Source organism: Limibacter armeniacum (assembly GCF_036880985.1).
Taxonomy (GTDB): domain Bacteria; phylum Bacteroidota; class Bacteroidia; order Cytophagales; family Flammeovirgaceae; genus Limibacter; species Limibacter armeniacum.
On sequence record NZ_JBAJNO010000008.1, the window covers coordinates 310118 to 335417 of the forward strand.

Annotated in this window: 28 protein-coding genes; 13 read left to right on the forward strand and 15 right to left on the reverse strand. The window is 40.0% G+C overall.

Going from position 1 to position 25300, the window contains the following annotated elements:
- Positions 1-285: 285 nt before the first annotated feature.
- A complete protein-coding gene (locus tag V6R21_RS07155; protein WP_334242176.1) occupies positions 286-588 on the forward strand; it encodes a hypothetical protein in 303 nt (100 codons plus the stop codon).
- 99 nt (positions 589-687) lie between these two features.
- On the opposite strand, the gene V6R21_RS07160 is transcribed toward V6R21_RS07155, so the two are convergent.
- The gene (locus V6R21_RS07160; protein WP_334242178.1) at positions 688-1269 is read right to left on the reverse strand and encodes a hypothetical protein; all 582 of its coding nucleotides are present in this window, start codon (positions 1267-1269) and stop codon (positions 688-690) included.
- 190 nt (positions 1270-1459) lie between these two features.
- Between V6R21_RS07160 and V6R21_RS07165 the strand changes: the two genes are divergently transcribed.
- Both V6R21_RS07165 and V6R21_RS07170 read left to right on the forward strand, forming a co-directional pair.
- Positions 1460-1843, forward strand: a complete 384-nt coding sequence (locus V6R21_RS07165; protein WP_334242180.1) for a c-type cytochrome — start codon at positions 1460-1462, stop codon at positions 1841-1843.
- 6 nt (positions 1844-1849) lie between these two features.
- On the forward strand, positions 1850-2887 hold the full coding sequence (locus V6R21_RS07170) for a PQQ-dependent sugar dehydrogenase (protein WP_334242181.1): 1038 nt from the start codon (positions 1850-1852) through the stop codon (positions 2885-2887).
- Positions 2888-2927: 40 nt separating this feature from the next.
- On the opposite strand, the gene V6R21_RS07175 is transcribed toward V6R21_RS07170, so the two are convergent.
- The gene (locus V6R21_RS07175; protein ID WP_334242183.1) at positions 2928-3413 is read right to left on the reverse strand and encodes an NUDIX hydrolase; all 486 of its coding nucleotides are present in this window, start codon (positions 3411-3413) and stop codon (positions 2928-2930) included.
- Positions 3414-3543: 130 nt separating this feature from the next.
- On the opposite strand from V6R21_RS07175, the gene V6R21_RS07180 reads away from it, so the two are divergent.
- Positions 3544-4302: a DUF1223 domain-containing protein gene (locus V6R21_RS07180; RefSeq protein WP_334242185.1), complete on the forward strand. Its 759-nt coding sequence runs from the start codon at positions 3544-3546 to the stop codon at positions 4300-4302.
- A gap of 47 nt (positions 4303-4349) precedes the next feature.
- Here the strand turns inward: V6R21_RS07180 and V6R21_RS07185 are convergent, their stop codons facing one another.
- Together V6R21_RS07185 and V6R21_RS07190 are read right to left on the reverse strand one after the other, a co-directional pair.
- Positions 4350-4682, reverse strand: a complete 333-nt coding sequence (locus tag V6R21_RS07185) for a hypothetical protein (protein WP_334242187.1) — start codon at positions 4680-4682, stop codon at positions 4350-4352.
- A gap of 552 nt (positions 4683-5234) precedes the next feature.
- A complete protein-coding gene (locus V6R21_RS07190) occupies positions 5235-5648 on the reverse strand; it encodes a hypothetical protein (protein ID WP_334242189.1) in 414 nt (137 codons plus the stop codon).
- Between the two features lie 244 nt (positions 5649-5892).
- Between V6R21_RS07190 and V6R21_RS07195 the strand changes: the two genes are divergently transcribed.
- From V6R21_RS07195 to V6R21_RS07205, 3 genes are all read left to right on the forward strand, one after another.
- Entirely contained in the window at positions 5893-6195 is a 303-nt protein-coding gene (locus tag V6R21_RS07195) for a hypothetical protein (protein ID WP_334242191.1), read from the forward strand.
- A 149-nt stretch (positions 6196-6344) separates the two neighbouring features.
- The gene (locus tag V6R21_RS07200; RefSeq protein ID WP_334242193.1) at positions 6345-7058 is read left to right on the forward strand and encodes a dioxygenase family protein; all 714 of its coding nucleotides are present in this window, start codon (positions 6345-6347) and stop codon (positions 7056-7058) included.
- Positions 7051-7686: a pirin family protein gene (locus tag V6R21_RS07205; protein ID WP_334242194.1), complete on the forward strand. Its 636-nt coding sequence runs from the start codon at positions 7051-7053 to the stop codon at positions 7684-7686. The genes V6R21_RS07200 and V6R21_RS07205 overlap by 8 nt, the downstream gene beginning before the upstream one ends.
- Before the next feature lie 2 nt (positions 7687-7688).
- On the opposite strand, the gene V6R21_RS07210 is transcribed toward V6R21_RS07205, so the two are convergent.
- The 5 genes from V6R21_RS07210 to V6R21_RS07230 form a co-directional block, all read right to left on the reverse strand.
- Complete coding sequence (locus V6R21_RS07210) at positions 7689-8375, reverse strand: LytR/AlgR family response regulator transcription factor (protein WP_334242196.1); 687 nt, start codon at positions 8373-8375, stop codon at positions 7689-7691.
- Positions 8372-9430, reverse strand: a complete 1059-nt coding sequence (locus V6R21_RS07215) for a sensor histidine kinase (RefSeq protein ID WP_334242198.1) — start codon at positions 9428-9430, stop codon at positions 8372-8374. Before V6R21_RS07215 ends, V6R21_RS07210 begins: the two co-directional genes overlap by 4 nt.
- A 267-nt stretch (positions 9431-9697) precedes the next feature.
- The gene (locus V6R21_RS07220; protein WP_334242200.1) at positions 9698-10189 is read right to left on the reverse strand and encodes a hypothetical protein; all 492 of its coding nucleotides are present in this window, start codon (positions 10187-10189) and stop codon (positions 9698-9700) included.
- 90 nt (positions 10190-10279) lie between these two features.
- Positions 10280-10861, reverse strand: a complete 582-nt coding sequence (locus V6R21_RS07225; protein WP_334242202.1) for a DUF3885 domain-containing protein — start codon at positions 10859-10861, stop codon at positions 10280-10282.
- Positions 10862-11376: 515 nt separating this feature from the next.
- A complete protein-coding gene (locus tag V6R21_RS07230) occupies positions 11377-11877 on the reverse strand; it encodes a hypothetical protein (protein ID WP_334242203.1) in 501 nt (166 codons plus the stop codon).
- A gap of 781 nt (positions 11878-12658) precedes the next feature.
- On the opposite strand from V6R21_RS07230, the gene V6R21_RS07235 reads away from it, so the two are divergent.
- The 3 genes from V6R21_RS07235 to V6R21_RS07245 all read left to right on the forward strand — a co-directional run bounded on the left by V6R21_RS07235 (position 12659) and on the right by V6R21_RS07245 (position 17010).
- Positions 12659-13441, forward strand: a complete 783-nt coding sequence (locus tag V6R21_RS07235) for a helix-turn-helix domain-containing protein (protein ID WP_334242206.1) — start codon at positions 12659-12661, stop codon at positions 13439-13441.
- A 450-nt stretch (positions 13442-13891) separates the two neighbouring features.
- On the forward strand, positions 13892-14332 hold the full coding sequence (locus V6R21_RS07240; protein ID WP_334242208.1) for a GNAT family N-acetyltransferase: 441 nt from the start codon (positions 13892-13894) through the stop codon (positions 14330-14332).
- 809 nt (positions 14333-15141) lie between these two features.
- Complete coding sequence (locus V6R21_RS07245) at positions 15142-17010, forward strand: M1 family metallopeptidase (protein WP_334242210.1); 1869 nt, start codon at positions 15142-15144, stop codon at positions 17008-17010.
- Positions 17011-17193: 183 nt separating this feature from the next.
- On the opposite strand, the gene V6R21_RS07250 is transcribed toward V6R21_RS07245, so the two are convergent.
- The 4 genes from V6R21_RS07250 to V6R21_RS07265 form a co-directional block, all read right to left on the reverse strand.
- On the reverse strand, positions 17194-17649 hold the full coding sequence (locus tag V6R21_RS07250; protein ID WP_334242211.1) for a DinB family protein: 456 nt from the start codon (positions 17647-17649) through the stop codon (positions 17194-17196).
- Positions 17650-17694: 45 nt separating this feature from the next.
- Positions 17695-18231: a dCTP deaminase gene (gene dcd, locus V6R21_RS07255; protein ID WP_334242213.1), complete on the reverse strand. Its 537-nt coding sequence runs from the start codon at positions 18229-18231 to the stop codon at positions 17695-17697.
- Positions 18232-18319: 88 nt separating this feature from the next.
- The gene (gene ribD, locus V6R21_RS07260) at positions 18320-19351 is read right to left on the reverse strand and encodes a bifunctional diaminohydroxyphosphoribosylaminopyrimidine deaminase/5-amino-6-(5-phosphoribosylamino)uracil reductase RibD (RefSeq protein ID WP_334242216.1); all 1032 of its coding nucleotides are present in this window, start codon (positions 19349-19351) and stop codon (positions 18320-18322) included.
- 187 nt (positions 19352-19538) lie between these two features.
- On the reverse strand, positions 19539-19970 hold the full coding sequence (locus V6R21_RS07265) for an FKBP-type peptidyl-prolyl cis-trans isomerase (protein WP_334242217.1): 432 nt from the start codon (positions 19968-19970) through the stop codon (positions 19539-19541).
- A gap of 350 nt (positions 19971-20320) precedes the next feature.
- On the opposite strand from V6R21_RS07265, the gene V6R21_RS07270 reads away from it, so the two are divergent.
- Together V6R21_RS07270 and xerD are read left to right on the forward strand one after the other, a co-directional pair.
- The gene (locus V6R21_RS07270; RefSeq protein WP_334242219.1) at positions 20321-21541 is read left to right on the forward strand and encodes an MFS transporter; all 1221 of its coding nucleotides are present in this window, start codon (positions 20321-20323) and stop codon (positions 21539-21541) included.
- A 39-nt stretch (positions 21542-21580) separates the two neighbouring features.
- On the forward strand, positions 21581-22504 hold the full coding sequence (xerD, locus tag V6R21_RS07275) for a site-specific tyrosine recombinase XerD (protein WP_334242221.1): 924 nt from the start codon (positions 21581-21583) through the stop codon (positions 22502-22504).
- Between the two features lie 72 nt (positions 22505-22576).
- Here xerD and V6R21_RS07280 read toward each other — a convergent pair whose 3' ends face one another.
- Complete coding sequence (locus V6R21_RS07280) at positions 22577-22954, reverse strand: DUF1987 domain-containing protein (RefSeq protein WP_334242222.1); 378 nt, start codon at positions 22952-22954, stop codon at positions 22577-22579.
- A 3-nt stretch (positions 22955-22957) separates the two neighbouring features.
- On the reverse strand, positions 22958-23554 hold the full coding sequence (locus V6R21_RS07285) for a SiaB family protein kinase (RefSeq protein WP_334242224.1): 597 nt from the start codon (positions 23552-23554) through the stop codon (positions 22958-22960).
- A 588-nt stretch (positions 23555-24142) separates the two neighbouring features.
- Between V6R21_RS07285 and V6R21_RS07290 the strand changes: the two genes are divergently transcribed.
- Positions 24143-25246, forward strand: a complete 1104-nt coding sequence (locus V6R21_RS07290) for a DUF1573 domain-containing protein (protein WP_334242227.1) — start codon at positions 24143-24145, stop codon at positions 25244-25246.
- The last annotated feature ends 54 nt before the right edge of the window (positions 25247-25300 follow it).

Sequence of the window (25300 nt, forward strand, 5' to 3'; positions counted from 1 at the left end):
TTTCGGTTCAGCTATTTTTATTGGATAAAAATTCTGTATCTATTTGATGTTCAGGGGTGAGTGATTTTGATTAAGGTGATTTTTTTCTAAAAAAAGTTATAAAACGTTAATGAGGTGAACTAAATATTAATATTTTTGTGACAGATAGCTCTCTGAGCAAATAATCCACAATAGCTTTCATATAACTAACAAACTGAAATAGTGCTTTTCAGAGGAGATGCTATGTCTTTACCTGAAAAGAACTATCACGATTACTTATTCAAACAAACTAAAAGCAAATTTTGTATGAACGCATTGATGGGGTTGATACTGGCAATTCCTTCTATCATTTTGCCAGGAACAAGCAATGAGATCGGGAAAGAAGTACTGACAGATGATGGTCAGGTACTTTGCTATTACACGACAGAAGCGCCAAAGCTACTGAAGGTAGACAACGGTAGAATCATTTGGCTGTATACTGAGGAGGAAGCTGTGCTGTATAAGCTGGATGCTTCAGGTGACTACGAACTTTTGGAGACATATAGAAGGAGCGAGGAAGGTTACCAAAAGGCAGAGATGGAAATGGTAGAAGCCAAATGGAAAAAATAATCAATAAAAAAACCGGACTGATCAGCTCCGGTTTTTTTATGCCTACAAGTGTCCCGTCCTAATTTTGGGGTACACTTAGTGGTAACTTCAAGTATCGCGTTAGATCTTTTCTATCTTACCGTTACCGTTGATATAGAAGTTCTCATTGATTTTTTCAACTGAAGCGTTTCCTTCTTCATCTACCACATTTCGTTCTACCTCTTTGATAATACGGTTACGAACAATCTTACAAGCTTCGACATTATGGATGTCTGCTACAGATTCATACTTGGCAAGCCTGCAAAGGTCAACAGGTTTACCCTCCTTATTATAGGTTGCAAAAAACAACAGTTTCAAATCACCATCTACAGCTACTTCTTTTGGAAACTGAGCAAATAAGATTTTTCCTTGCAGTTGCTCTGAAAGTGGCATGGTTTCTACTTCATAAAACTTCAGCTTGGGTTTTACGAGACTGTAAACATCTTCATTTTCTGAAATCTGAAAAGAAAAAGGTTGTGGTACTTCAGCAAATTTTCTGTTTTTGAATCTCTTGATCTGTCTCGCACTGATTTCATATGCTAAATTGACATCAGGAGTTTCTGTGACAACAGCCTGTTCATTTCCTTCTGTTGAGGAAGTGTTTTCAGAAGAGCAGGAAAATGATATGATAGTTACTGATAGTAAGAGTATAAGCTTTTTCATTTGTTAGTGATAATTATTTGAAATGATCTTATTTATAGACAAGACTGTGCGCAAATTTCACTCCAATATACTTAGTGTATGCTAGATGTTTTTTAATTAAATTGTTGAATGATTATACAGTCTGTAAAAGCTTAAAATTAAAGGGATTCTTTTAGGATAAGCAATTCTTTAAACTATAAAATAAAGTGAAATGAGATACAAGGCTTTTATGAATAACCCAAAGGGAGAAATAGTTAGTAGAGCAAGTAGGTTTTTTATGGGATTGTCGCTGCTGGTGGTGGCTAGTTGTACTTCTATGCCGTCACAGAATCAGACGCAATCAACAGAGCAAGTGGCCAACGCAAGGGAGATTTATAATACGAATTGTCGTAGTTGTCATGGAGAAGAAGCAGTGCGTTTAAGAAGTGAGCCTTTGAAGCATGGAACCTCTTTGGAAGAAATTAAAAATAGTATTGTCAATGGTTACCCGGATAAAGGAATGCCAAGCTGGGGGAATGTATTGGAGAATGAAGAAGTTGACCTGTTGGCAACTTACTTGAAGGACTTGTATGATAAACCATTGGAAAAAGAGTAAGAACTGGTGACTTCTGAAATTATTACAGAAACTGTGGTTGATGGTTTGGGCATTATCTGGGGGATGACATTTCTGCCAAATGGAGATATGCTGCTGACGGAGAAAACAGGTAAACTTTATCGACTTTCAGGGGATAATCTCCAAGAAGTTAAAGGCGTTCCTGAGGTGTATGTGAGAGGTCAAGGAGGGCTGTTGGATGTAGCTCTACATCCTGACTATGAAAATAATGGATGGATCTATATCTCTTATGCAAAACCAGCTCTCGAAGGAGAAGGAGGTAATACTGCGATTGTAAGAGCAAAACTTCAGAATGATGAGCTGGTAGAACAAGAAGAGTTGTTTAAAGCCATGCCTAACAGTACAGAAGGGAGACACTTCGGCTCCCGTATAACCTTTGATGAGGATGGTTACCTATACTTTTCAGTGGGAGAGAGAGGTAAGATGGAAAATGCCCAGAACCTGAAGAATGATTGTGGCAAGATTCACCGTTTGCATGATGATGGACGAGTTCCTGATGATAACCCATTTACGCAAGAAGATGGAGAGAAGTCATCTATTTTTGCGTACGGAAACAGGAATCCACAAGGACTGATTTGGCACCCTGAGTTGAAAGAAATTTGGGCACATGAACATGGACCTAAAGGAGGTGATGAGTTGAATGTAATAAAAGCGGGAGCCAATTATGGCTGGCCTGTCATTTCATATGGTATAGACTATGATGGCAGTATTATTACTGAAGACACAACAAAAGTTGGGATGGAGCAACCATTGCACTATTGGACACCATCCATAGCTCCATGCGGTATGGCACTTGTAACATCCGATATCTACCCGGGATGGAAGAATTCACTTTTGGTAGGATCACTGAGCTTTAGATATCTGGAAAGGTTACAGACTGATGGAAGGGCAGTGGTAGGACAAGAAAAATTGCTGGAAGGTATTGGCAGGGTCAGAAATGTGAAACAGGGACCTGACGGATATATTTATATTTCAGTTGAGAGTCCGGGAAGAATTTTAAAGTTGGTTCCAAAAAGCGAAAACTGAAATAGAAGGCAGTAGTTTATGAACTACTGCCTTTTTTATTTTAGTGAATCTTTTTGTTTTCAATTTCTTCTACCATAGTCTGCAGGTTGAGTGCTTCATCATATTTAGCACTAAAAGCAAATACCTTCCCCTCCATAATATATTCATAAATATGCCAGTCTGTAATAGGGGTGGGAACATCCAAGACTGATTCAAAATTAATCCAACTCAAGGAGCCTTCATTGCAGTAAGGAGGTTCTAGCCAGTCTATCTCAGCTAAATAAACATAACTGCACCAATTGTAGCCTGTAGGAGCACTTTCCGTCAACATACCACAAAACTTCATTTCTTCTACCGTAATACCTGTTTCTTCCTTTGTCTCACGGATGGCTGCTTCAAGTGGCGTTTCAAAAGGGTCGAGTTTTCCCCCAACAGGAGTGAACATATCTTTATTGGGTTCTTTAAGCCTTTTAAGAAGTAAGAATTTGGATTGGTGTTTTAGCACACAAAGCACTGCTGTTTTCTTTAGTCCATGTGGTATTTTCATCTCAGGTATAAGTCTGATTTAACAATTTAGCAGGTAGCAATATAAGAGGAGCAAAGTATTTATAAAAAGCATTATTTAAACCGAAAAAGTTTTGGTGATGTTATACAAGCAATCATAAAACTTTATTGTTATGAAAACTTACCTAGTGCTTTTCTTAATACTATCAACTTTTGTAATGAGTGCGTTTATGCACCAAACCTCTACCCCAAAGAAGGACTCCAATACATTTGTTGTGGTAGAGCTATTTACTTCTGAGGGATGTTCAAGTTGCCCTGCAGCTGATAAGCTTTTGTCAAAGCTGGTCAAACAGGCTGAAAATTCAGGTGAGCAGATTTACCCTTTGGCTTTTCATGTAGATTATTGGAATTATTTGGGGTGGAAAGATCCCTTTAGCCAAAAAGAATTTTCAGTTAGGCAGCGAAAGTATGCGAAAGCATTACAATCAAAGGTTTATACACCTCAAATGGTATTCAATGGAAAAGCCGAGACAGTAGGTTCCAATACCTCAAAAGTAAAAACCAAGATGGAAGAGGCCGCAAAACGAATAACAAGCTATACCATTGAGGTGGATCCTGTTCTGGATAAGTCTGAAAGTGAAATAACGGTGGCGTTCAAGGTAAGTGGTGATACTGAAGGGAAAGTAATCAACTTGGCACTTGTAGAAAAAATGCTGAAAGTTGAGGTAAGTAGAGGAGAGAATGGGGGCAAGACATTGGAGCATGATAACGTAGTAAGAGCCTTCAAGACACTGCCACTGTCAGATGGAGATGAGCATAAAGAAACCTTAGCATTGCCCTCAGGTATTAGCCTAGAGAATGCCTCAGTAGTGGCTTATATACAGGATATGGAATCGTTGGAGATCCTTGCAGCCGTTCAGGAAGTATTGTAAATCCAACAGTATTGGTAGGGGAGTACCAATACTGTTGTTGATGGCTACTACAAGTTAGCGACACCCTTGAAGAACTGAACGGCGCCGAAGAGAATAGCTCCCCAGAATATAAAGCCAATATCAGCTACTGTAAGTATCGTACCCCCAATACACCACAAGGCACCGTAGAGCATATCTTTTTGGGCTCGCTCTTTTTTGGCAGCTTCAATTTGTGATTGGAGTTTGTCGACGATAGCACTCGCCAATTCTAGATTGACGCCTTCATCAACTAAAATTTTTTTGACAACAGCAGGTCCTTTGTCTTCTTTTATCAAAAGGTGAGCAGCATAGTCGTATACCTTATTGATAACATTTTGTTGTTCCTGTTGTGTAGCTTCCATGAGAAAAAGGGTTAAAAAGTGAATACAAAAAATTAGGACCTTAAAAAGGTGGAAATCCACATCATAATTATAACTAAAGCACCTTGAATAGTAGATAGTGACAAATTGTAAATAATGGTGTATAAGTTGTTACCTGCCATCTCTGACGTTATTTGTTATTCGTCAGTACTTTACCATTCCAATGAGAAAGAGTAGATGTGGATAGTTATAATTCACTCAGGTGAATTGTTTTTAAATAACAAAAACATGAAGATTATTTCAAATAAAACCTTTGAATAATTCAATAATAAATAAATCCTACGTGTTTGAGCGATCAGCTTTGTTTCTTTAAAAGTAGCCAGCAAGACATAATGTGGGACTGTTTGTAATGTCACAACCTATCCTTTGATTCCTTTTTGCTGTACTGGTGAGCGATGTTCTGCTATATGTAATAATGATACGACTTTTGGGTGAGTGGTTGACATATGGTTAAGTGGGGTTGTGAGAAAATGATAATGGGACTCACAGCTACATCCACATCATGTGCAACGCACTCACTCATTTTGAAAACAGCTAGCCTTTTAGCCATACTTTGGCTTCCTTGATTGTATTGAAAATAGAAAACTTAATCATCGTCCTTTCTGAGGGAGCCACCATTTCAATAAAAAGAGTATTAGCAAAGTCAATTACTGTTTGGTTTTCTTCAATTACATAGGCAACTTTTTTTAACTTAGTGAAATTCAAGGTTGAAAGACCTTGTTTGCTGTCCAGAATTATTTTCTTGGTACTGAATACTGTTTTTAAGTTTAAAAGATTAATCAACCACAACTGTGGGGCGAATTTAAAAAGGCAGTAATTGGTGTACTCAATTTCACGCATCATTTCTATTGAAGAAGGAGGGTAAGTACCTGAAATGTTTTTGCTCACCATCATAGCTGTTTTCTTGTCATACTGGTGAATCGAATAGTCTGTTATTACTTTTTGCATTAGATAGGTGATTGAATTAAAAGTGCTATTTAGATTAAAACATCTTAGGTAAGATATGTAAAAAATGATTAAAAAATACCTTCTGTTTGAGGTGCTAAATTGATGTTGCACGATTGATTTTTTCGTTTTTTTGTCAAATGATAAAAGTGTTTGATTTTTTATTTTGTAAGGATGTGTGAGAGGTGGTTTTAATTATTTAAATTTCAATATATTTCAAACTGTTGCTTTCATATGCTAATTACTTATGAGTTCAGGTAAAACTAATTATAAATGGATGATGAAGGCGGCTTTGAAGCAAGATGCCCAATTGAGCTTTGATGAGATGTTAGAGATCGTAAGAGGCTGTAAGTCTGTGTTTAATTCATATGAAGGGATAGGGAAGATAAAAGGCATGATCGCTTTTTTGGATGAAGGGAATGCAATGACAGTAGTCCGTGGAGAACAAGCGTACTTCATAGACGATAAGTATCAGTTAGCAAGACTTATCATTACAATTGACCCTTATTTGGATATTGTTTCTGATCCCTCTTTTGACGGTTTATATTGAATTGTAAATTTTTATAAAGCGTTTTAATGAGTTGTTAAAATAGTGAAAACGTATGTGAGCTTATCTCATAAATACTTCTGTTCGTCTCAATTAATTTTCTGTGAATAATACTTTCCCTTGTTTTAGACATCACCAAAAAATGTTTTAAAATGGAAAGAAAGGAATTTATCAAAAAAGGTTTCTCTGCATTGGGGCTGGCAGTAGTGTCTCCTATCTTTATAAGATGTGATGATAGTGATGATGATCCGACACAAGAAGTTGTAAGCGGTGGGGATGGTAGCTGTGAGGTAACACCAAGTGAGACAGAAGGTCCTTTCCCTACAAAGAATCCAACCTCGTTGGAGCGTGTAGACATCAGGTCTGACAGGGAAGGTATTGAGATGGCTATTAACATCACAATCCTGAATGGTAACAATGATTGTGCTGTCTTGAAGGAAGCTTATGTAGACATCTGGCATTGTGATAGAGATGGAAACTACTCAGAGTACGGTGGTACAGGAATGCAGATGACGGATTATACCAGTGCCCACTTTTTGAGAGGCAGACAACAGACAGATGTAAGCGGTCTGGTTACCTTTACTTCAATCTTTCCGGGGTGGTATGCTTCTCGAGCCCCCCATATTCACGTTCATATATATGACGCTTCTGGAAAGTCGCTATTGGTTACACAGATAGCCTTTCCTGAGGAACTTTGCAATACCGTATATACAACAGCGACACAGTACTATACCAAAGGAACACAGGACACAAGCAACGAGCGTGACAATGTCTTTGGTGATGGATATGATTTGGAGTTGGCAACAGTAACGGGAAATATTACTGATGGCTTTGTATTAACACATTCAATTGTAGTAAATGCATAAAGTAAGTCAAAATACAGGCTATAGGATATACCCCTCTGCAAGCTGGTGCGTTACGCAGTATCAGAACCAGTATAAGGAGCTATATATGACCTTGCCCGAAGGCACTTTTATAAGTGCCGTTTCCTATCATATACTAAAGTATGGGTATGGAAAGCGGGTAGGTGCCGATAAGCCGGTATTGGTTATGCCAATAGTAGGGGGGCTAGAAGTGAAATCGAGTGCTAAAGGAACCACATTTATTACGGCAGGTAACCTGATCTATCTGGAAGATCCTAGGCACCTGTATAACCCTTATGAGGACAAGTGGGTGAGCTTTTTTCTGTTGGAGCTAGCGTCTCCACTGGAGATGAGATCGGGAAGTGTCGTCGATTTTGATTTGGATAGAAATCTTAACAAGCTTATTACTCCTTTGGAAGGTGTATCCATGGGGCTATTTGAGGGAAGGAAACATGGAAGCTTTGAGAATGAAAAGGAGCAATCAGTTTATGTTTATGTGATAGAGGGCGTATTTGAAGTAGAAGACAGGCTACTCGAAACAGGAGATGGGTTGTTTGTGGAACAAGCAGATTGTCTCACCTTTGAGTCACTGTCTTCTAATGCCATTATTTTATTTACCAGGGGAAGTTAGTGTTATAATTCCCACAATTCATCCAACCTGCTCTTGTAGCCTTTACTGACCGGGATTTCAGTTCCTGAGATTTGAAGGCTACTTTTTTTGACTGATTCTATCTTGTCAATAGAGACAAAGTAACTGCGGTGAACACGCACAAAAGTATCAGAAGGCAGCTTCTCTTCCATATTCTTCATGGTCATACGGGTAACGACAGGCTTGGCATCGGTTAGGTGTATCCGCAGGTAGTCACTCATGGCTTCAATGTAGCAGATATCCTGATACTCTATCTGGTGCAGGCTGTAATCCGCTCTGATGATTAGCTTGTTCCGGGTATTGTTGGTAGCAGGTTGCTGAAGACGCTCTTTGGCTCTAGCAATGGCTTTTTCAAACCTGTCAAACTTGATGGGTTTGAGCAGGTAGTCAATGGCGTTGAGGTCAAAGCCCTCCACTGCATATTCGCTGTAAGCGGTGGTGAAAATAACTGCTGTATATTCGTTGACTGCTTTATAGAAATCAACTCCTGAAATGGCAGGCATGTTGATGTCCAGAAATATCAGGTCAACAGGGTATTTCATCAGGAACTTTTTGGCTTCACTTGATTGGGTGAAGGTTTTTACCAATTCTATATCTTCTACTCTTGAACAGAAGTTTTCAATTACCTGTAAAGCCAATGACTCATCGTCAAGTGCAATTGCTTTAATCATATTTTCAGAAGCGTTAGTGTAATGCTGAAATTGTCTTCGTTTTCGGTGATTCTAAGCTTGTGGGCATCAGGATACAACATGTGTAGCCTTTGTGATGTGTTCTCAATACCAAGTCCGCTATTGCTTTCCAAGCTGTGTTGTACTGCTACCTTTGCATTGGATACTTCCATAACAATTTTATCCTCCTCAATATTGATTAGAATCGTAATGTATGAGTGTTTGCTTTCAGTATTGATTCCATACTTGAAGGCATTCTCAATAAATGGTTGAAGAATCACGGGTGCAATCTGGTGTCCAGCGGCTATTCCCTCAATCCTGAAGTTGATCGGGATGTCCTTTCCCCAACGTAACTTTTGCAAGTAAATGTAGTCTCGGAGATAAGAGAGTTCCTTATCAAGCGGTACAAAGTCCTTGACAGTATCATGTATGGTGTAGCGCATCATATCCGACAGCGTAACGATGGCATTGGCGCTTTCGTCCGCATTTTCACGGATAGCCAAAGAATAGATGCTGTTCAGTGTATTGAACAGGAAGTGAGGGTTGACCTGTGCTTTTAGGTACGAGAGCTCAGTCTTGAGTTTTTCTTTCTCCGTGTTTTTCAGTTTTAAGGTGATCCTGATTGCCATGGAAATAAAGAACACCACAAAAAACAGGAACAGGTTGTGGTTAAATGGACGCAAGAGTGGATTGAAAAATATAAACCTTCTTGGGTTCATCTCCATTGGAGGAGGCCCCATCTTGGAATTGGGAAATGGCATCGGGCCAAACTTAAAGTCATGATGGAATGGTATCAGCCACTCAGGCAGTAGCGTAATGAAAATGTAAGCTGCCAGTACCGTCAAGCCAAAGAGCCAATACTTATTGCTGAAATACAGTTTGGGAATCAGTATATAAAAGTTGAGGTAGAAAAAACCTACCATCAGGATATACCTTATAAAGTTGCGGTAAACTTCATTGGTGAGGTTATCATCAGGAGGACTGAAAATAAAAGGAAAGGAGAGAAACACCGCTATCCCAAGCAGGTGAACCAGTATTTTGATAAATCTACTTTGCATATGAACATAATAAATAATTCTCGCAAAGCACGCCATTATGTATAGGCTAGTCAATATGTTGAGACGAAAATAGACGATTTTGCGGTAAAACAGCCTGTGCTGGTAGGGAGCTGTGGGATTTGATGGAGATGATCTTTGTCGTTATTCTTTTCTTGTAATGTCACGCTCCGTAAAGCAGGTGTAACCCCGAGTGAAAACCCGAGGCTATTCTCACTGAGTGCAGTCGATGTTTTCTAATCCATAACTTGTCGTTCCAACCATTAGAACCTATTGTTTGGTCATTATAGCAACCCAAGTGTTGATTAAATTCTCCCCGTCGTATAAAGCACCATTGGCGTAACACAAATCATGTTCTCTTCTGATGATTTCAAACCCATTTAATTTTGTGTTTTCAATAGTGAATTTTGAGTAGATAATATTTCTATCAATATTGAACTTCCCTTTTTGGATGCCTAATTCTGGATTGAGTGATTCAAAGGTCAGCTCATTTTTTGAAATGACTTTGATAGCGTAATCGTTAACCCTCTTTAACTCTCCAAAAGATGCCCAACTATTGTTTTTGATTTCGTTGGCTTTTACGATGACTGAAGTTTCACCAAAGGCCTTTGAGATTTTACCGTCAGGTGAAATGAATTCTGATGCTGTTTTCCAAATTGCAGATTCTGAAAATAAGTGCATTGTTTCTCTGTTATTATTAGTGCTAAAAAATAAAGATTTAATGGGTTTTAGCTTCCGTGTACCTCCTAGTGCTTCTATCAAAGTTACCTATTACCTTTCCTTTGGTGATTGTATGACCAAGGTATAAAATGATAAGGTAACAGTGAAGTTTCGCTATATTGTAGTGCTTTTTTACATTCCATCTTCTCGGTCAGAAAGCCAGTCCTTATATTTTACTTTGAGTCTATCACGTATTTCAGTTGAGTCGACGATCATATCGACACCGCCATCATAAGGAGCAATGATACATTTCTCTGAAGGACTGATGAACATGGCTCTTATTTCGTCATCAGCTATAGCTTTAAGAAGGTTGTTTCTGCCATCTTTTTTCCATTTTTCGATCCTGACGAAAATATTAAAGTACATTTTATCATCATATTCTTCGGGCCTTTCCTTGTGTAAGTCAATAGTCAAAACTTTTTGAAATTGACCAAAGTCAGGTAGTTCTTTATAGTTGTCATTTGCGATGTCATTCTGATAAAGTCCAAATGATATTGCCACCTCTGCTTCTTTACCAATTAAATCCTCTATCAGTCGGTTTTGACGTGCCATGATCATGTTGTACTCTTCCTCAGAATCAGCATATCTTTTTGCCTCAGGAAGACTATGAATTCGAAACCACCTATCTGGATATACCCATTTCAGTTCGTGGCTGATTGGAAACGTTTCAGGATATGCTGTATTCCAGAAGTCTATAAATTCCTTTTCTGTCATTTTTAATGTGCTATAACATCTAGCTATCGTTTATTCAAGCTTAATCCCTCTCAATATAGTACTAAGCAGAGATATAATTGAAATCGGAAGTTTTAAACTCATCGATGGTTTATAGGTTCAACTCCTTTGGAGTTGGATAAATGTAATTTACTTATACCTCAGGCTTACGCCTAAGGCTACTATTGTTCAATCCCTTCGGGATTATTTTTTCATACAGCAAACACCGTTTCCGAAGGAAACAAACCATATTAGCTCCAGGTGGCAATCTGGATTTTACAGCAATCAATATATCATAACCCTGAAAGGGTTGAACAGGATAACATCATTTAGTAGATCATAATATGTGAAAGGATTAGAGTAGGAAATCTCTATTCCAATTCAATACTTGCTTAAATCCAAGGTTAAATAAACGGATGATGATGGAGGTATGACCCGTGATTTATTGAGCATAAAAAAACATGAGCCATCACCGAATTATGAATTCGAGATGACTCATGCTGCTATGGCGGTAATGGTTAGTTCAAGACCACGGAGCGCTTCAGAAACTTGAAAGTACCTTGAAAGCCAGTACTTCCTGTTTCTAGCCAATCAAGGATGGCATTGCCTCTTTCTTCTGCACTTTCAGCTAAGGCACTGGCAGCAGCAGATGTCAGTTGCTCATGTAGTACCTGCCCTACACTTGCCTTTTCGAGTCTACTTTCCAAAGTCTTGATACGGTCAGTTAGCTTTTTTAGTTCGTCTTTGCGTAACTCAATAACATCAGGGTCTCCATCAGCCTCTGCTTGTGTAACGGCAGACTGGGCACTAGGGAGTTGGCGTAGTTTGAAGTCCAGCTCTTCTGCATCTTTTAGGGCTGTTTGGGAACGACTGAGACGACCTTTTTCATAAGAAGACTCCTTGTCTTGATTTTCATGGTAGAGTATTTCTATGGTGGTTAAACCTTCTGCTACAGCATCCGCATCAGGGAAACGCTGAGCAAACTCTTCATCAGGGAAACTACTTTTGTAGATACTCATGGTTGTTTTAAAGAGATTGAAAATAATTTAACGATATAGGTAAAAGTAGGGGGCAGGAAGTCAATATGTTGTTAGCAGATATATAGGACATTACATGGGTAAGAAATAAGAGGAGGATGAGTGTTGTTGCAGTGCTCCTAAATCAACGTCAGTTAATGGGCATTACCATTTTTTAGCTTCGGGTTTGACTTCGCTCAGGGAACATCAAGCGTATCTTTTAATTTGTTTCAACTATTACAACTCCGTTGCTACCACTTGCTCCATAAATAGCTGTCTGGTTTTATGACTTCGAGCTTAGTAATAACGCTGTTGTTATATTTATTTAAGTCTGAAATATTAGCTGAGGTGTTGTTTGCAAGAATTAATGGGTAATGTTTTTATGAAATCATCGATTGTCTCGCTTTTAGGAATGCTAAGCTGTTTTTTGCCCAAATGAGAAACTGAAAGTATGTACCAGTATTAGGATAGCTATAATTTGTTTCATATGAGTAGTTCGGTTGTGTTGATTATTTTATAAAAAAACTGCTGTGTGAATTCAGTTAAAATATTTGTGTTTTGTTTAGTGATGTCTGTTTAGTGTTTTGTTTATTCGTTTGCTAAGTGGTTAGAAATGGTGCTGTGTTTTAATCTAAATTTGTCATGCTGTTATCAAAAAAATAAAAGCAGCTAGCTTGACCGTGGTTTCAAAATATAGTTAACTGTAAGCTTTGCAGGTCAGAAGCTTCCCATTCTCCCCAATTTTTTGTAAAATCAGTTACCCTATAAGAACACTCTCCAATCTATGCGTCTACATAACGAACACCGCAGACAGATCAGCCTGATGCTAGCTGAGGGTAAATCGCTGGCAGCGATCGCCCGCAAGCTTGGTGTTCACCGTTCTACGGTGAGCCGAGAGGTGGCGCGCAACAGTGAGTCGGATGGTGACTATCTTCCATATCGGGCAAGCCGCAAGGCACACCTACGCAGGGTAAAAGGGGGAGTGAAGTCCTACTGGAACCGTCAGCAACAGTCAATGCCTAAAGGTGGTGTCTCCTACAGGAAGCGGTATTACAGCTTCAGTTCTCGCTACATAGGTTTGGCATGTTGGGGTTGGATGGAGCGTGGCGTACAGCGTCAGCGCAAAAGAATCTGGTGGAGACATGATATACGCACTTATCGGAGTCGTGTCGGGTGGGGCTATAGGCAGCGAAAGGCATGGCTGAATAAGCACCGCAACCGCAATGAGTGGGACATGTATTGCGAAAATTCTTATCGCTACCTGCATGGGCTGCTTAACTTTTCACCTTGTCCTTCTCTTTATGGTGATGGGGCATCTATCAGGCAGAAGCCTTACAGTGAACGTCCTTACGTCAGGTATACCAAGTACTGGTGGTGGTTATATAAGGGTACCAAGGTCGTGGTACAGGAAGTACTTGAACAGGAACCAGACCAGAGGAGGGGTGTACAGGTAAAGCCAGATGGGGGGATGTTGTTAAGTTGGCGTAATACTTTGTCAAGGCAAGCTGTTTCTGATTTATTACCGGTTGGTGTAAGGTGTCGTAGTGGTCCTGATTGGGCTGCCTGATACATTAGCACTGTCTAGTAACTGTGCTTCGACTGCTTCGATAGACTCGGCATAAGTACGCTCAGCATCAGGTTTAGATTTCTGGGCGAAGACAAATGACTTTTTGAGCTGCCTTTTTCATTCACTTCTCTTTTCCAATCCAAAAATCAAGCTGGCTCTCGTTGCTTCCTGTTGGGGGTGTTGCGTTTACTCCTGAATGGGCTAGGGTCTCCGTAGTAAGCTTTGCTGATTTGCTTCTTCTCTAATTAAGGATGACTTTCTTTCCGTAACGTGAATTAGGGTCATGCTAATCCATCACTTGCGTTCCGTAGGTAAATGGTTGAAATAAATCAGCAAATGACGTTGAGTTGTTGTCAAACATTCAGAAATTAACCAACAGCTTTATTTCTTGAGGTAAGCACTAAAGTGGGTGCTTATGAACTTTTGTCGACTTTTTTAAAATAACTAAGTATGGAATGTAGAATTGCCACATTGGAAGATCTTGAACAGATTGCACAACTGTTTGATGCTTATAGGGTATTTTATGAACAAGCGTCTGACATCAAAGCGGCTGAAGCTTTTTTGGCTGAAAGAATAGCGCATAAGGAGTCTGTTATCATAATCGCAGAAAAAGAGGGGAAGTTGATCGGTTTTACGCAGTTGTATCCTACTTTTTCGTCTGTGTCTATGCAGCGTTTTTATATATTGAATGACTTATATGTAGTGCCTGAAGAAAGAAAAAATGGGGTAGGTAAGGCGCTTTTATTAGAGGCGCAGGCATTGGTAAAACAGAAAGGATGGAAGGGGTTGGCATTGGAAACAGCACCTGACAACCCTGCTCAGTTCCTTTACGAAAAGCTAGACTGGGAGAGGGATAGTGAGTTCTACCATTATTTTTGGCGTAACAAGTAACGTGAACTATGATTATGCCGTCCTTTCAGGGGTGAAAATATCATTTGCATGACAATGGACTAAAGTCCATCGCTGATATATTTTGTTCCTTCAGGACTTTTGACATGAAAGGGCCTTATGCAATAGCGATATTTCCATCCATAACTCACGTTAAGTAATAAAAATAGAAGGACAGGTTTGTACCATTTTATCTTTATGGGGTTTTGAGAATGTGTTGGTTAGTTCAATCCTAAAATGGTTGTAACCAATAATTCATTAAGCAAGGGTACTCACGTAGGGTTGTTTCTCTATGTGGGTACCCTTGGTTATTTTATTTAAGTAGCGGTATAATTGAAATCGGAAGTTTTAAGCGCTTGAATGATTTATAGGTTCAACTCCTTTGGAGTTGGATAAATGTGATTTACTTATACCGCAGGCTTTTGCCTACGGCTACTATTGTTCAATCCCTTTGGGATTATTTTCTCTTACAACAAACACCGTTTCCGAAGGAAACAAACCATATTAGCTCCGGATGGTAATCCGGATTTGACAGCATTTATTATCTTATAACCCTGAAAGGGTTGAACAGGGTAACGTCATGATTTAGTACCTCATAATAGGTGAAAGGAGTAGCGTAGAAAATCTCTATTCCAATTTAGTTCTTGCTTATATCCATTTACCTCTATTTTTTAATTCTGAAGAAGTGTTATCCTCCATCATTGACGTTATTATAAAACCTCTTTAGTCGAAAGTATCTATTTTGCTGTGCAGTTTGTAACAACCTTTCTATTTTTGGAACTGCATTTTTTGACTAAAAACATTACCATAAAATGAAGTACCTATATCACGTATTGACGTCTCTGCTGCTGTTGGGACTTGTGGCTTGTGGCACACAAACAAAAGAACAACAGGAAGAGAAAACAGAAGAAACACAGCAGGTAAGGGACCCGCACAGTTTTGCTCGCCCAAATGAGGTAGTGGTCAAGCACCTAGACCTGGATCTTAAGGTAGACTTTGATAATAAAGTACTGAATGGTGTAGCTACACTTGACCTTGAACGCAAGGAAGGCAATAAGCTAATGCTGGACACCCGTTTGTTGACTATTGAGAAAGTAACAGATGGTAAGGATGAGTTGGTTTATACCCTGCATGATGAGTTGCCGTTTGTGGGTAGTGCTTTGGAAATTGACCTGAAAGACAATACTTCGAAAGTAGCGGTTTACTATAAGACTTCTCCGGAGGCACCTGCTATCCAGTGGTTGGCATCTTCGCAGACTGCCGGAAAGAAGCATCCATTCCTGTTTACACAGTCGCAAGCGATCTTGGCGCGTTCTTGGGTGCCAATTCAGGACAGCCCTGGCATTCGTTTCACTTATGATGCAAAAGTGACTGTGCCTACTGAGTTGTTGGCTTTGATGAGTGCGGAGAACCCTCAAGAGAAAAATGTGGAAGGGGTTTACAATTTCAAGCAGGCAAAGCCAATTCCTGCTTACTTGTTGGCTCTGGCTGTTGGTGACATTGAGTTTGCTCCAATCGGTAAGCGTACAGGTGTATATGCAGAGCCTTCTATGCTTAAGAAAACCAAGTATGAATTGGAAGGCATGGGTGAAATGCTGATAGCGGCAGAGAAGTTATACGGCTCGTATAAGTGGGGACGATATGATGTATTGATGTTGCCGCCAAGCTTTCCGTTTGGAGGAATGGAAAACCCAATGCTGACATTTGCTACCCCGACGATTATTGCAGGTGACCGTTCGCTGACATCCCTGATTGCCCATGAGTTGGCACATTCATGGTCAGGCAACTTGGTGACTAATGCAACTTGGAATGACTTCTGGCTGAATGAGGGCTTTACGGTTTACTTCGAGTTGAGAATTATGGAAGAAGTTTACGGAAAGTCGTTCTCAGATATGCTGGCGTTGATCAGTCGCCGTGATTTGGACCTTGATCTGGAAGACTTGAAGTATGGTGATGATACAAAACTGAAGCTGGACCTTGACGGCAGAGACCCTGATGAGGGCATGAACTCAATTGCATACGATAAGGGTTTCCATTTCTTGCTGTTGATTGAGCAGACAGTGGGGAGAGAAAAGTGGGATGCTTTCTTGAAGCAGTACTTCAATGAGTTTGCCTTTAAAACTGTAACAACAGAAGCGTTCTTGGCATACTTGAAAACGAACCTGTTGGATAAGGTAGAAGGAGCGGAAAACACCATCAACCCTGAGGCTTGGGTGTACAATGGTGGCTTGCCTGACAATTGTCCGGTTGTTGCGTCTGAGCGCTACAACAAGGTAGATGAAACAGTGAAGAAGTTTGTAGGTGGTACAAAAGCTGCTGAGTTGGAAACCAAGGATTGGATATTCTATCAGGAGTGGGAGCACTTCTTGTCGGAGTTGCCGGATGACTTGACTACTGAGCAAATGACTAACCTTGACAAGCAGTTCAAGTTTACGGAAAACGGGAACAATGAAATCCTATTCCAATGGCTGATGCATGTGATCCAAAGTGAGTACAAGCCTGCTTATGGTAAGCTGGAGCAGTTCCTGATGACGGTAGGTAGACGTAAGTTTATTGCACCACTGTACCGTGAGATGGCAAAGAAGGAAGTTACCAAAGAAATGGCTAAGAAGATCTACGAAAAGGCTAGAGGAAACTACCATTATGTTTCAGTGGCTACTATTGATGAGATTTTGAAATAGTAGGGGCTATTTTGGTCGAATGAAATATGTTTTGATGACTAATGGTCAATAGCTTGCTCTCAGGCTTTTAATTTAATTCTTCATTTTTTCCTTGATGAAAAAACGAAGCAAAAAAAACAGGAGTCTCCCCGACTGAATTATCGGTGATGACTCCTGTTTTTTTGCGCTTATATAAGCCTTTTCTTAAACGAACTTCCTGATATTCATCATGAGTCCAAGGTGTAAACCTTCGTGATAATTATTGAACTCAAAAGCATCTTCTATAGAGCTTAGGTAAAAACCTGTTCCTGTCATTCGTTCGTTGTAGGTAGTGAATTTTCCTTTGTGAAAGTCTAGCTCTGTTTGCTCTATTACTGAGGTTAAAAGCTCTTTTAACTCATTGACTTCTTCTTGGGTGGTTTGTCCTGTGGGTTTTGTGCCGGGCTTGTACAGGGCGAAGAGCCTGTCTGGAATATATCCTTCCAGCCCTGACCCTTTGTAGATCAATGCCTGTTGTGCCACAATTATGTGCCCGAGGTTCCAAATCAAGTTATTGCTGAAGCCGTCTGGAGTCTTATTCAGTTGAGCTAAAGAGTATTGGTCAAAAAATTCTAGGAGCAGACTTCTACTTGTCTTCCATGTTTTGAATACAGCTTCCATAATGGTCTCCTTGATAAAAGGGTTTGTTTAGTTGATAGCGTTTTATCAGAATTTGCTTTTGAAGAGCATGGACTCTACAGGTTTCATCGTTCGTTCGTTGTAATTGGCAGATTGCCTGATATGATACAGGTCACGAATATCACCTTCTACCTTCATGTAAAAGAGCTGCCCGATAGGCATGCCTGCATAGATGCGTACAGGTTGTACTACAGAGATTTCTAAAGTCCATGTATTGCAGAAGCCCACATTCCCTTTATTGGATGTGGAGTTGATGTGAATGCCAAGACGTGCTACACTTGACTTACCCTCTAAGGAAGGTACATGTGCCAAGGTTTCGGTATACTCACGTGTTACCCCCAGATAAATCCTGTTGGGATGAAGTACAAAACCGTCTCTTGGAATCTCAAATAACTCAATCTTGTTATGGTTCCGAGCATCCAGAATGTCATCCTTATAAACTGCCAGATACCTACCCAGATGTACATCATAGGAATTAGTGCCCAGACAATTCATATCGAATGGCTCTATCAGGATATTACCCTGCTCAATTTCCTGTAAAATCTGTGTATCTGACAGTATCATATATCTTTTATCAAAAGTGGTTGATGCCTTTCAGCCAACGATCAAAATCAAGGTGACATTTTCAGCAAGACTGCAAACTTACTGAGTTTTATCCATTTTTGTAAATTAGTCTTCTATCTCCTGCAACTTGTCTTTCGTCGGCAAGCCTTGCACCTGACAATACCGGAGCCGGAATGCCATCTCCAAAGTATTGTTTACCAATGAATATGCGGGCTTCATCCCACATTTTGTGCTCTACAAATGCCTTTAAGAGCATGGCTCCACCTTCTACAATTAATGATTGCAATTTTTGTTCACGAAGGTCTGCCAGCATTTCTTCCATCCAGTTGTTTGGTGATACTTTCACCAGTTTCAGTTGGTCCTGTTGGCGACTCTCCTTGAAATTGTAACATATTGTGGCTTGGTCTCCATCAAAGAGAGACAGTTTTTCCTGAGGTAACCTTAGGTTGCCATCCAGTACCACACGGGTAGGGTTGGGGCCTGACCAGCTTCTGACATTTAGCTGGGGGTTGTCATAGTAAGCGGTGTTGGTTCCTACAAGGATGGCATCTTCTTCTGCTCGCCATTTGTGGACCTGTTTTCTTGACATGCTGTTGCTGATCCATTTTGAATCATAATTGGCACGAGCAATAAAACCGTCTTCAGTCTGTGCCCATTTCAGGATGATGTAAGGACGTTGTTTGCGCATGTAGACAAAGAAGCGGGCATTGATGTCTTCCCCTTCCTCTTCCAGCATGCCGGTCTCTACAATTATCCCATTTGACTCCAGTCTTTGAATACCCTTACCGGCTACAAGAGGGTTGGGGTCAAGGTTGCAAACATAGACTTTCTTGAGCTTGTGTTTTACGATTAGGTCCGCACATGGAGGTGTTTTGCCATGGTGACTGCATGGTTCCAATGTGACGAACATCTCTGACTCAGGCAGGAGTGACTTATCTTTTACAGAAGCAATGGCATTTACCTCTGCATGAGCCTGACCGCATACCTGATGGTAGCCCTCACCAATGATGGTGTCATTATGAACAATCACGCAACCGACCATAGGGTTGGGGCTTACATTTCCTCTTCCTAGTTGGGCAAGTTCAAGTGCCCTGCGCATATACAATTCCTTTTCGACCATCTACTGTTTAGATTTTGATCTTGGACAAAAAACAAGACTAGTCATGCTGTCTTATTGGTACTTTTGTAACCCCGAAGATACAAATAAAGCCGCTCTTAAAAGCGGCTTTATATAAGATCTTGAAGTATGTAATGCTTAATCTGGTTCGGAGTATAACCTCCTATATCAAATCGTCAGATTTTTTTGATTAAGCAATCTCAACTAGTTCAATCGCAAAGTTCAGGTCTTTTCCTGCCATTGGGTGGTTAGCATCCAGTACGATGTGTGTATCTGTCAGCTCCTTAACAGTAACTTGAACTGGCTGTCCATCAGCAGTAGTCAGTACAAGCTGATCACCTGGTGACGGGTTCATGTCAGCAGGAATTTGCTCTTTAGGGAATTTTACCATCTGCTCTTCACGAACAGGACCGTAAGCTTCCTCTGAAGGTATATGAACATTTTTCTTTTCGCCTACAGACATTCCTTCAACAGCTTTATCGAAGCCTGCGATCATTTGACCTGCGCCAACTTCGAATTCAATCGGCTCACCTCTTTTTACTGATGAATCGAATTCTTCCCCGCTGTCCAATGTACCAACATAATGGACTTTTACCTTATCTCCTTTTTTGGCTACTTGCATGATATTCTTTTTTTGAGAAGCAAAATATAAAAGGCAGGACTTTCCTGCCCATATGCACAAAGGTAATATTTTTATAACGCATGAAAAGTTAGAGGTCTTTTTGTGAACAAAATTCTTCAGATAGTGATATGAAAAAAAGAAGCGTTATGGCCATAATTTGTGATTTCTTCCAATCTGAAAATTGTATTTAACCGTTTGTCCTGCTTAAAAAGCCTGTTGTTTTTCTCATCCATTTCTGATTGTTAGGATTTTATCTTAAGGGTGCTATCTCTATCTTTGAGGCTTGCGATAAAGGTGCGGGATAAAATCCATCTTTTTCTTTTAACTAGCTCTGATCATAACTTAAAATAATGCGCAATCACGCTGATATGACTACTGATACGATAGAACAGCCTTCTATCTATACTTTGCAGTTTTGGCTGCTTTGTTTAAGCTCCTTTCTGTTTTTTACCAGCTTCAATATGATCATTCCGGAGTTGCCGGACTATTTGACCAAGCTTGGAGGAGAAGACTATAAGGGACTTATCATTTCATTGTTTACCCTGACAGCAGGACTATCAAGACCATTTAGTGGAAAGCTGACAGATAAGATAGGACGTATCCCTGTGATGGTAGTAGGGGTACTGGTTACTTGTGTGTGTAGTGTATTGTACCCATTGGTGGCTACGCCTGCTGCATTTTTACTTCTTCGTTTCTTTCATGGTTTTTCGACAGGTTTTAAGCCTACAGGAACGTCAGCATATTTGGCGGATGTAGTGCCGTTTAACCGTCGTGGAGAAGCTATGGGGATATTAGGCTTCTTTGGCAGCTCAGGAATTGGGGCTGGACCTGTGATCGGTAGTTATATAGCTGCCCAAACAAACCTTGACTTTATGTTCTATATGTCAGGTGCTTTGTCTTTACTGTCAATCCTGATTTTGTCAGGAATGAAGGAAACGTTGGAAAACCCACAACGGTTTAAGCTGGAGCATCTGAAAGTTGGACCTCATGAGGTAATAGATAAAAGTGCTTTGGCTCCATCGATTGTGATGGTATTAAGTGTTACTGCTTATGGTGTTATGCTGACAATCATACCAGATTTCAGTAAGTATTTAGGGATTGAAAATAAAGGGATTTTCTTTCTGTTTTTTACCCTAGCTTCTACGGGTGTTAGGATTTTTGCCGGAAGAGCAAGTGATAGGCACGGACGTGTGATTGTACTGAAAATATCGACTGTTATATTGGCTTCAGGGTTAGTGCTTGTTGGTTTTGCATCTAATATGTACCTGTTTATGGCAGCTGCTGTTTTGATGGGGTTGGGAGCTGGAATGAACTCCCCTACAATTTTTGCTTGGACGGTGGACCGTTGTAAGGCTGAATCAAGAGGGAAAGCTTTAGCCACCATGTATATTGCGCTTGAGGTGGGAATTGGCTCAGGAGCATTTGGCGCAGGTTGGATTTATGCTAACGAATCAGCTAGGCTTGCTTACCCGTTTTGGGTTTCAGCAGCTTTGTGTCTGTTGGCTTTTGTTTACCTGATGGTTTGGCACCATAACAAGAAACCTGTAACGAGTTGGGAAATCAGAAAATAAAGGATTGATCATTTTTTTACTTTTTAGAACGACAAAGTTGTGCACTGGAAAGATGCTATATATGAATTTGAGTCTTACCTGAAACTGGAGCGTAATATGTCTCCAAGTACAGTTGAGAACTATTTGAGGGATGTAGATAAGCTGTTACAGTTTTTACGGTTGAATGAGTTGGCCTGGATGCCTGATAATCTGCCACAGACTACAATTGAAATGTTTCTCAGGTACCTGAATGAGCAGTTCTTTTTGGCGCCTAGTTCTCAAGCTCGGATTCTGTCAGGATTGAAGGCATTTTATAGGTTCTTGAATATTACAGAGATAACAGAGCATAACCCTGTTGAACTGATCGATACACCAAGGTTAGGTAGTAAGTTACCTGATACACTGAGTTTGGAAGAAATCGAGGCAATGCTGTCTGTAAATAATATGGCTACTGCGGAAGGTAGAAGGAATAGGGCAATTATTGAGGTGCTCTACAGCTGTGGTGTCAGGGTTTCTGAATTAACTAACCTAACGATCAACAACCTGTTTTTTGATTTAGGCTTTATCAAGGTTACAGGTAAGGGGAATAAGGAGCGTTTTGTTCCGATCGGACAAGATGCGATCAAGTATACCTTACAGTACCTTGACGAAGATCGTAGTGTAATGGTAGCCAAAAAAGGAAGTGAGTCTTATGTATTCCTGAATAGGAGAGGAGGACAACTTTCAAGAGTGATGATCTTCAATATTGTCAAAAAGCTGGCAGTGCTTGGGAACGTAAAGAAGTCAGTCAGTCCACATACATTCCGACATTCATTTGCCACACACTTGGTAGAAGGAGGCGCAGACTTGAGGGCAGTGCAAGAAATGCTCGGGCATGAATCTATTACAACCACTGAAATTTATACCCATTTGAATACGGAGTATTTACAGTCGGTAATTAAGGACTTTCACCCAAGGGATCGTCTAGCAAAAGGAGAACAATAAAAGCCTTGCAGCAATTTTTATAAAGCTGCAAGGCTCTGTTATTTCTAATTGGTTTTGATGTCCTGAGGCTAATTAGTAAGCAATCAGGTTGAATGTCAGTTCAACGTCATCTGCATACTCTTCACCGCTTTCCTGCATATCAACATCATTTTCCTCATAATACCAGTTCACAGTCACATTACCACCTTTGTTGTTCTGATACTCTTCCAACAGGGTAAGGATTTCCAGAAATCTTCTGGATGAACTGGTGTTGAAGTAAGACATCTTGAAGTTCATCGTAATGTTCCTGCCCTCTTCTTTCAAGTATTCGTTGATCCAATCAAAAATAGGCTGGAAGAACTCCATTGTGTATTCGTGATACGATTCTCCCTCGATTTCAAGTACGCCAGTAGATGCGTTAAAGTCTATTCTAGGGATGTAAGTTGATCCTTCTATATGGAAATTTTCCATGTGTTAAAGCTCTTTATTAATTTTTACATTGAGAATAAAGAATGAAATATCATCGTCGACCTCCTCGATTTCGATGAGTACCGGATTGCCAGATTTTCTCACCATATCAATCAGGCCAAGGTTTGCACCGGGCTTGTTGGCACGCTGAGGAGCTTTACGAACTTCTCTATAGAAATCTCTAAGCTCTTCCTTATCAAGCTCATTGATATAGTCAGCTCTTTCCAGCAGTGGAGGAACTTCACTTTTCTTGATATAGTTGCCTGAGCAAATATGGAAATACTGGTCGTCGCTGCCGATGGTAATCACCCCTGTACCAACCTCTTTCTCGTCTTTTTCAGAATAGGCCTTGTGGGCAGAGTAGTGATGAATGTTTTGCGCCATCTCGATAACAATGGCAAAAAGTCTTTTGCTAATCATCTGGCTGTTCGGCGTCGACTGTAAGGTTTTGCCGATCAGGGTCAAGACCTCTTGTGTAAACATTCCGTTAAATGCCAGCAAGATATGGTTAAGCTCCAGCTGATCCTTAAATGTTTTGACGCTGAAATGTTCCAGATATTCCTTTTCCTGTAGCATATTGGCTTTAGTTACTTTTGATATCACCTTGAATAAGGTGTATTAGTAAACTTATATAAAAATCTTCCGATATTAATAAAAAATCAAAACAGATGACAAGATTATCCGTCATTTCTACTTTAAAAAGTGGGAATATGTTAAGAATTATTCCTCTTTCAGTAGCTAAAGCTGCGACGAGATAAATATAGACAAAAGTTTGTTAATGACTTCAACTTCGTTGCTAATCAAATGTACAACGCATGATTATCACTTTTATGATAGGGAAATAGATTTTCCGTGGAAAACTTTATAAAAAAATGTTGATAGTGTCCCTTTTAGCTGAAATAGGCCCTAAAACCTTACGCAATAAAAGTTAAAAAAATATAATATACCTTCAATAGACCTACCATCCTGCAATGAAGCTGGATTAATTACAGTTCATTGCAAACTAGGCGTAATGAATTTTAGTAATATTGTAGCTGAGGATGTTAGTAGCATGAGACTATATCAAAAGAATGAAGGTTTGTATATTATCTCATAACCAATAAGTATGTTTGGTATAGGCGCTCTTTTGAGGGACTTACATTCTGATTAATCAAGAACCATATTAGATCATTGAAAAATAAACCTTTAGCGATGAGAAAGTTTATTTTACCACAACTAGCTGCACTGTTTTCTATCATAACTTTATTGGCAGTTAGCGTACCGGTATTGGCCCAAAGCAGAATCGAGTTTGAGAATGATGCTCACGATTTCGGTAAGATACAAGAAGAAGGAGGACCTGCGGGTGTTGTATTCAAATTCAAGAACACGGGTAATCAGCCTCTCAAACTAGAGAGTGTAAATGCTTCATGCGGTTGTACAACACCTGAGTGGAGTAAAGATGCTGTATTGCCTGGCGAAGAAGGCTATGTAAAGGCATCTTATAATCCTAGAAACAGACCGGGTGTATTTCATAAGTCGATAACAGTTAGAACTAACGGTCAGCCGGAAGTTAAAGTGTTAAAGATTAGCGGAGAGGTGATCCCGAGACCTCAAGGTCCTGAAGACTTCTACCCGATGGAAAGTGGTAATGTCCGCTTTAAGACTTCGCATATTGTCATGGGATCTGTGTTGAATGACCAAAAAGAAACTGGATCAACAATCCTTTACAATCAGGGGAAATCACCTATTGAAATCAACCTGAATGAAACAGAGACTCCTGCTCATATCAAAACATGGGCAAGTAAGACAACGTTGGCACCAGCTGATACAGCAACATTGTTTGTGGAGTATGATGCAAGCCAAAAGAAGGATTGGGGTTATGTGTTTGAGTACTTTATGCTCAAAACCAACGATACTGAACAGCCAGATAAGCGAATCAACTTGAGTGCTCATATCAAAGAAAACTTTGAAGAGGCTCAAACAAGCGGTCAGCTACCAAAGGTTGTGTTTGAAGAAACAGAACATAACTTTGGAGACCTTAAGCCAGGAGAGAAAGTGACTACAGCATTTAAGGTAACGAATAATGGTAATGCTCCTTTACTGATTCGCAAGACGAAGGCTTCATGCGGTTGTACAGCAACTAAGCCTGAGAAAACAGAATTGCAACCAGGCGAAGAAACTTCGATCAATGTAACCTATACAGCAGTAACTTATCAGGGAGAACAACGCAAGTCGATCACAGTGATTTGTAATGATCCTGAAAATGCTGAAACTACATTGTGGATTAAGGCAAACATCACATCAGAAGGTAAATAACAACCTTACAGGTCATATAAATAAGAAATCCCTAAGGAGTAATTAAGCAGAGGA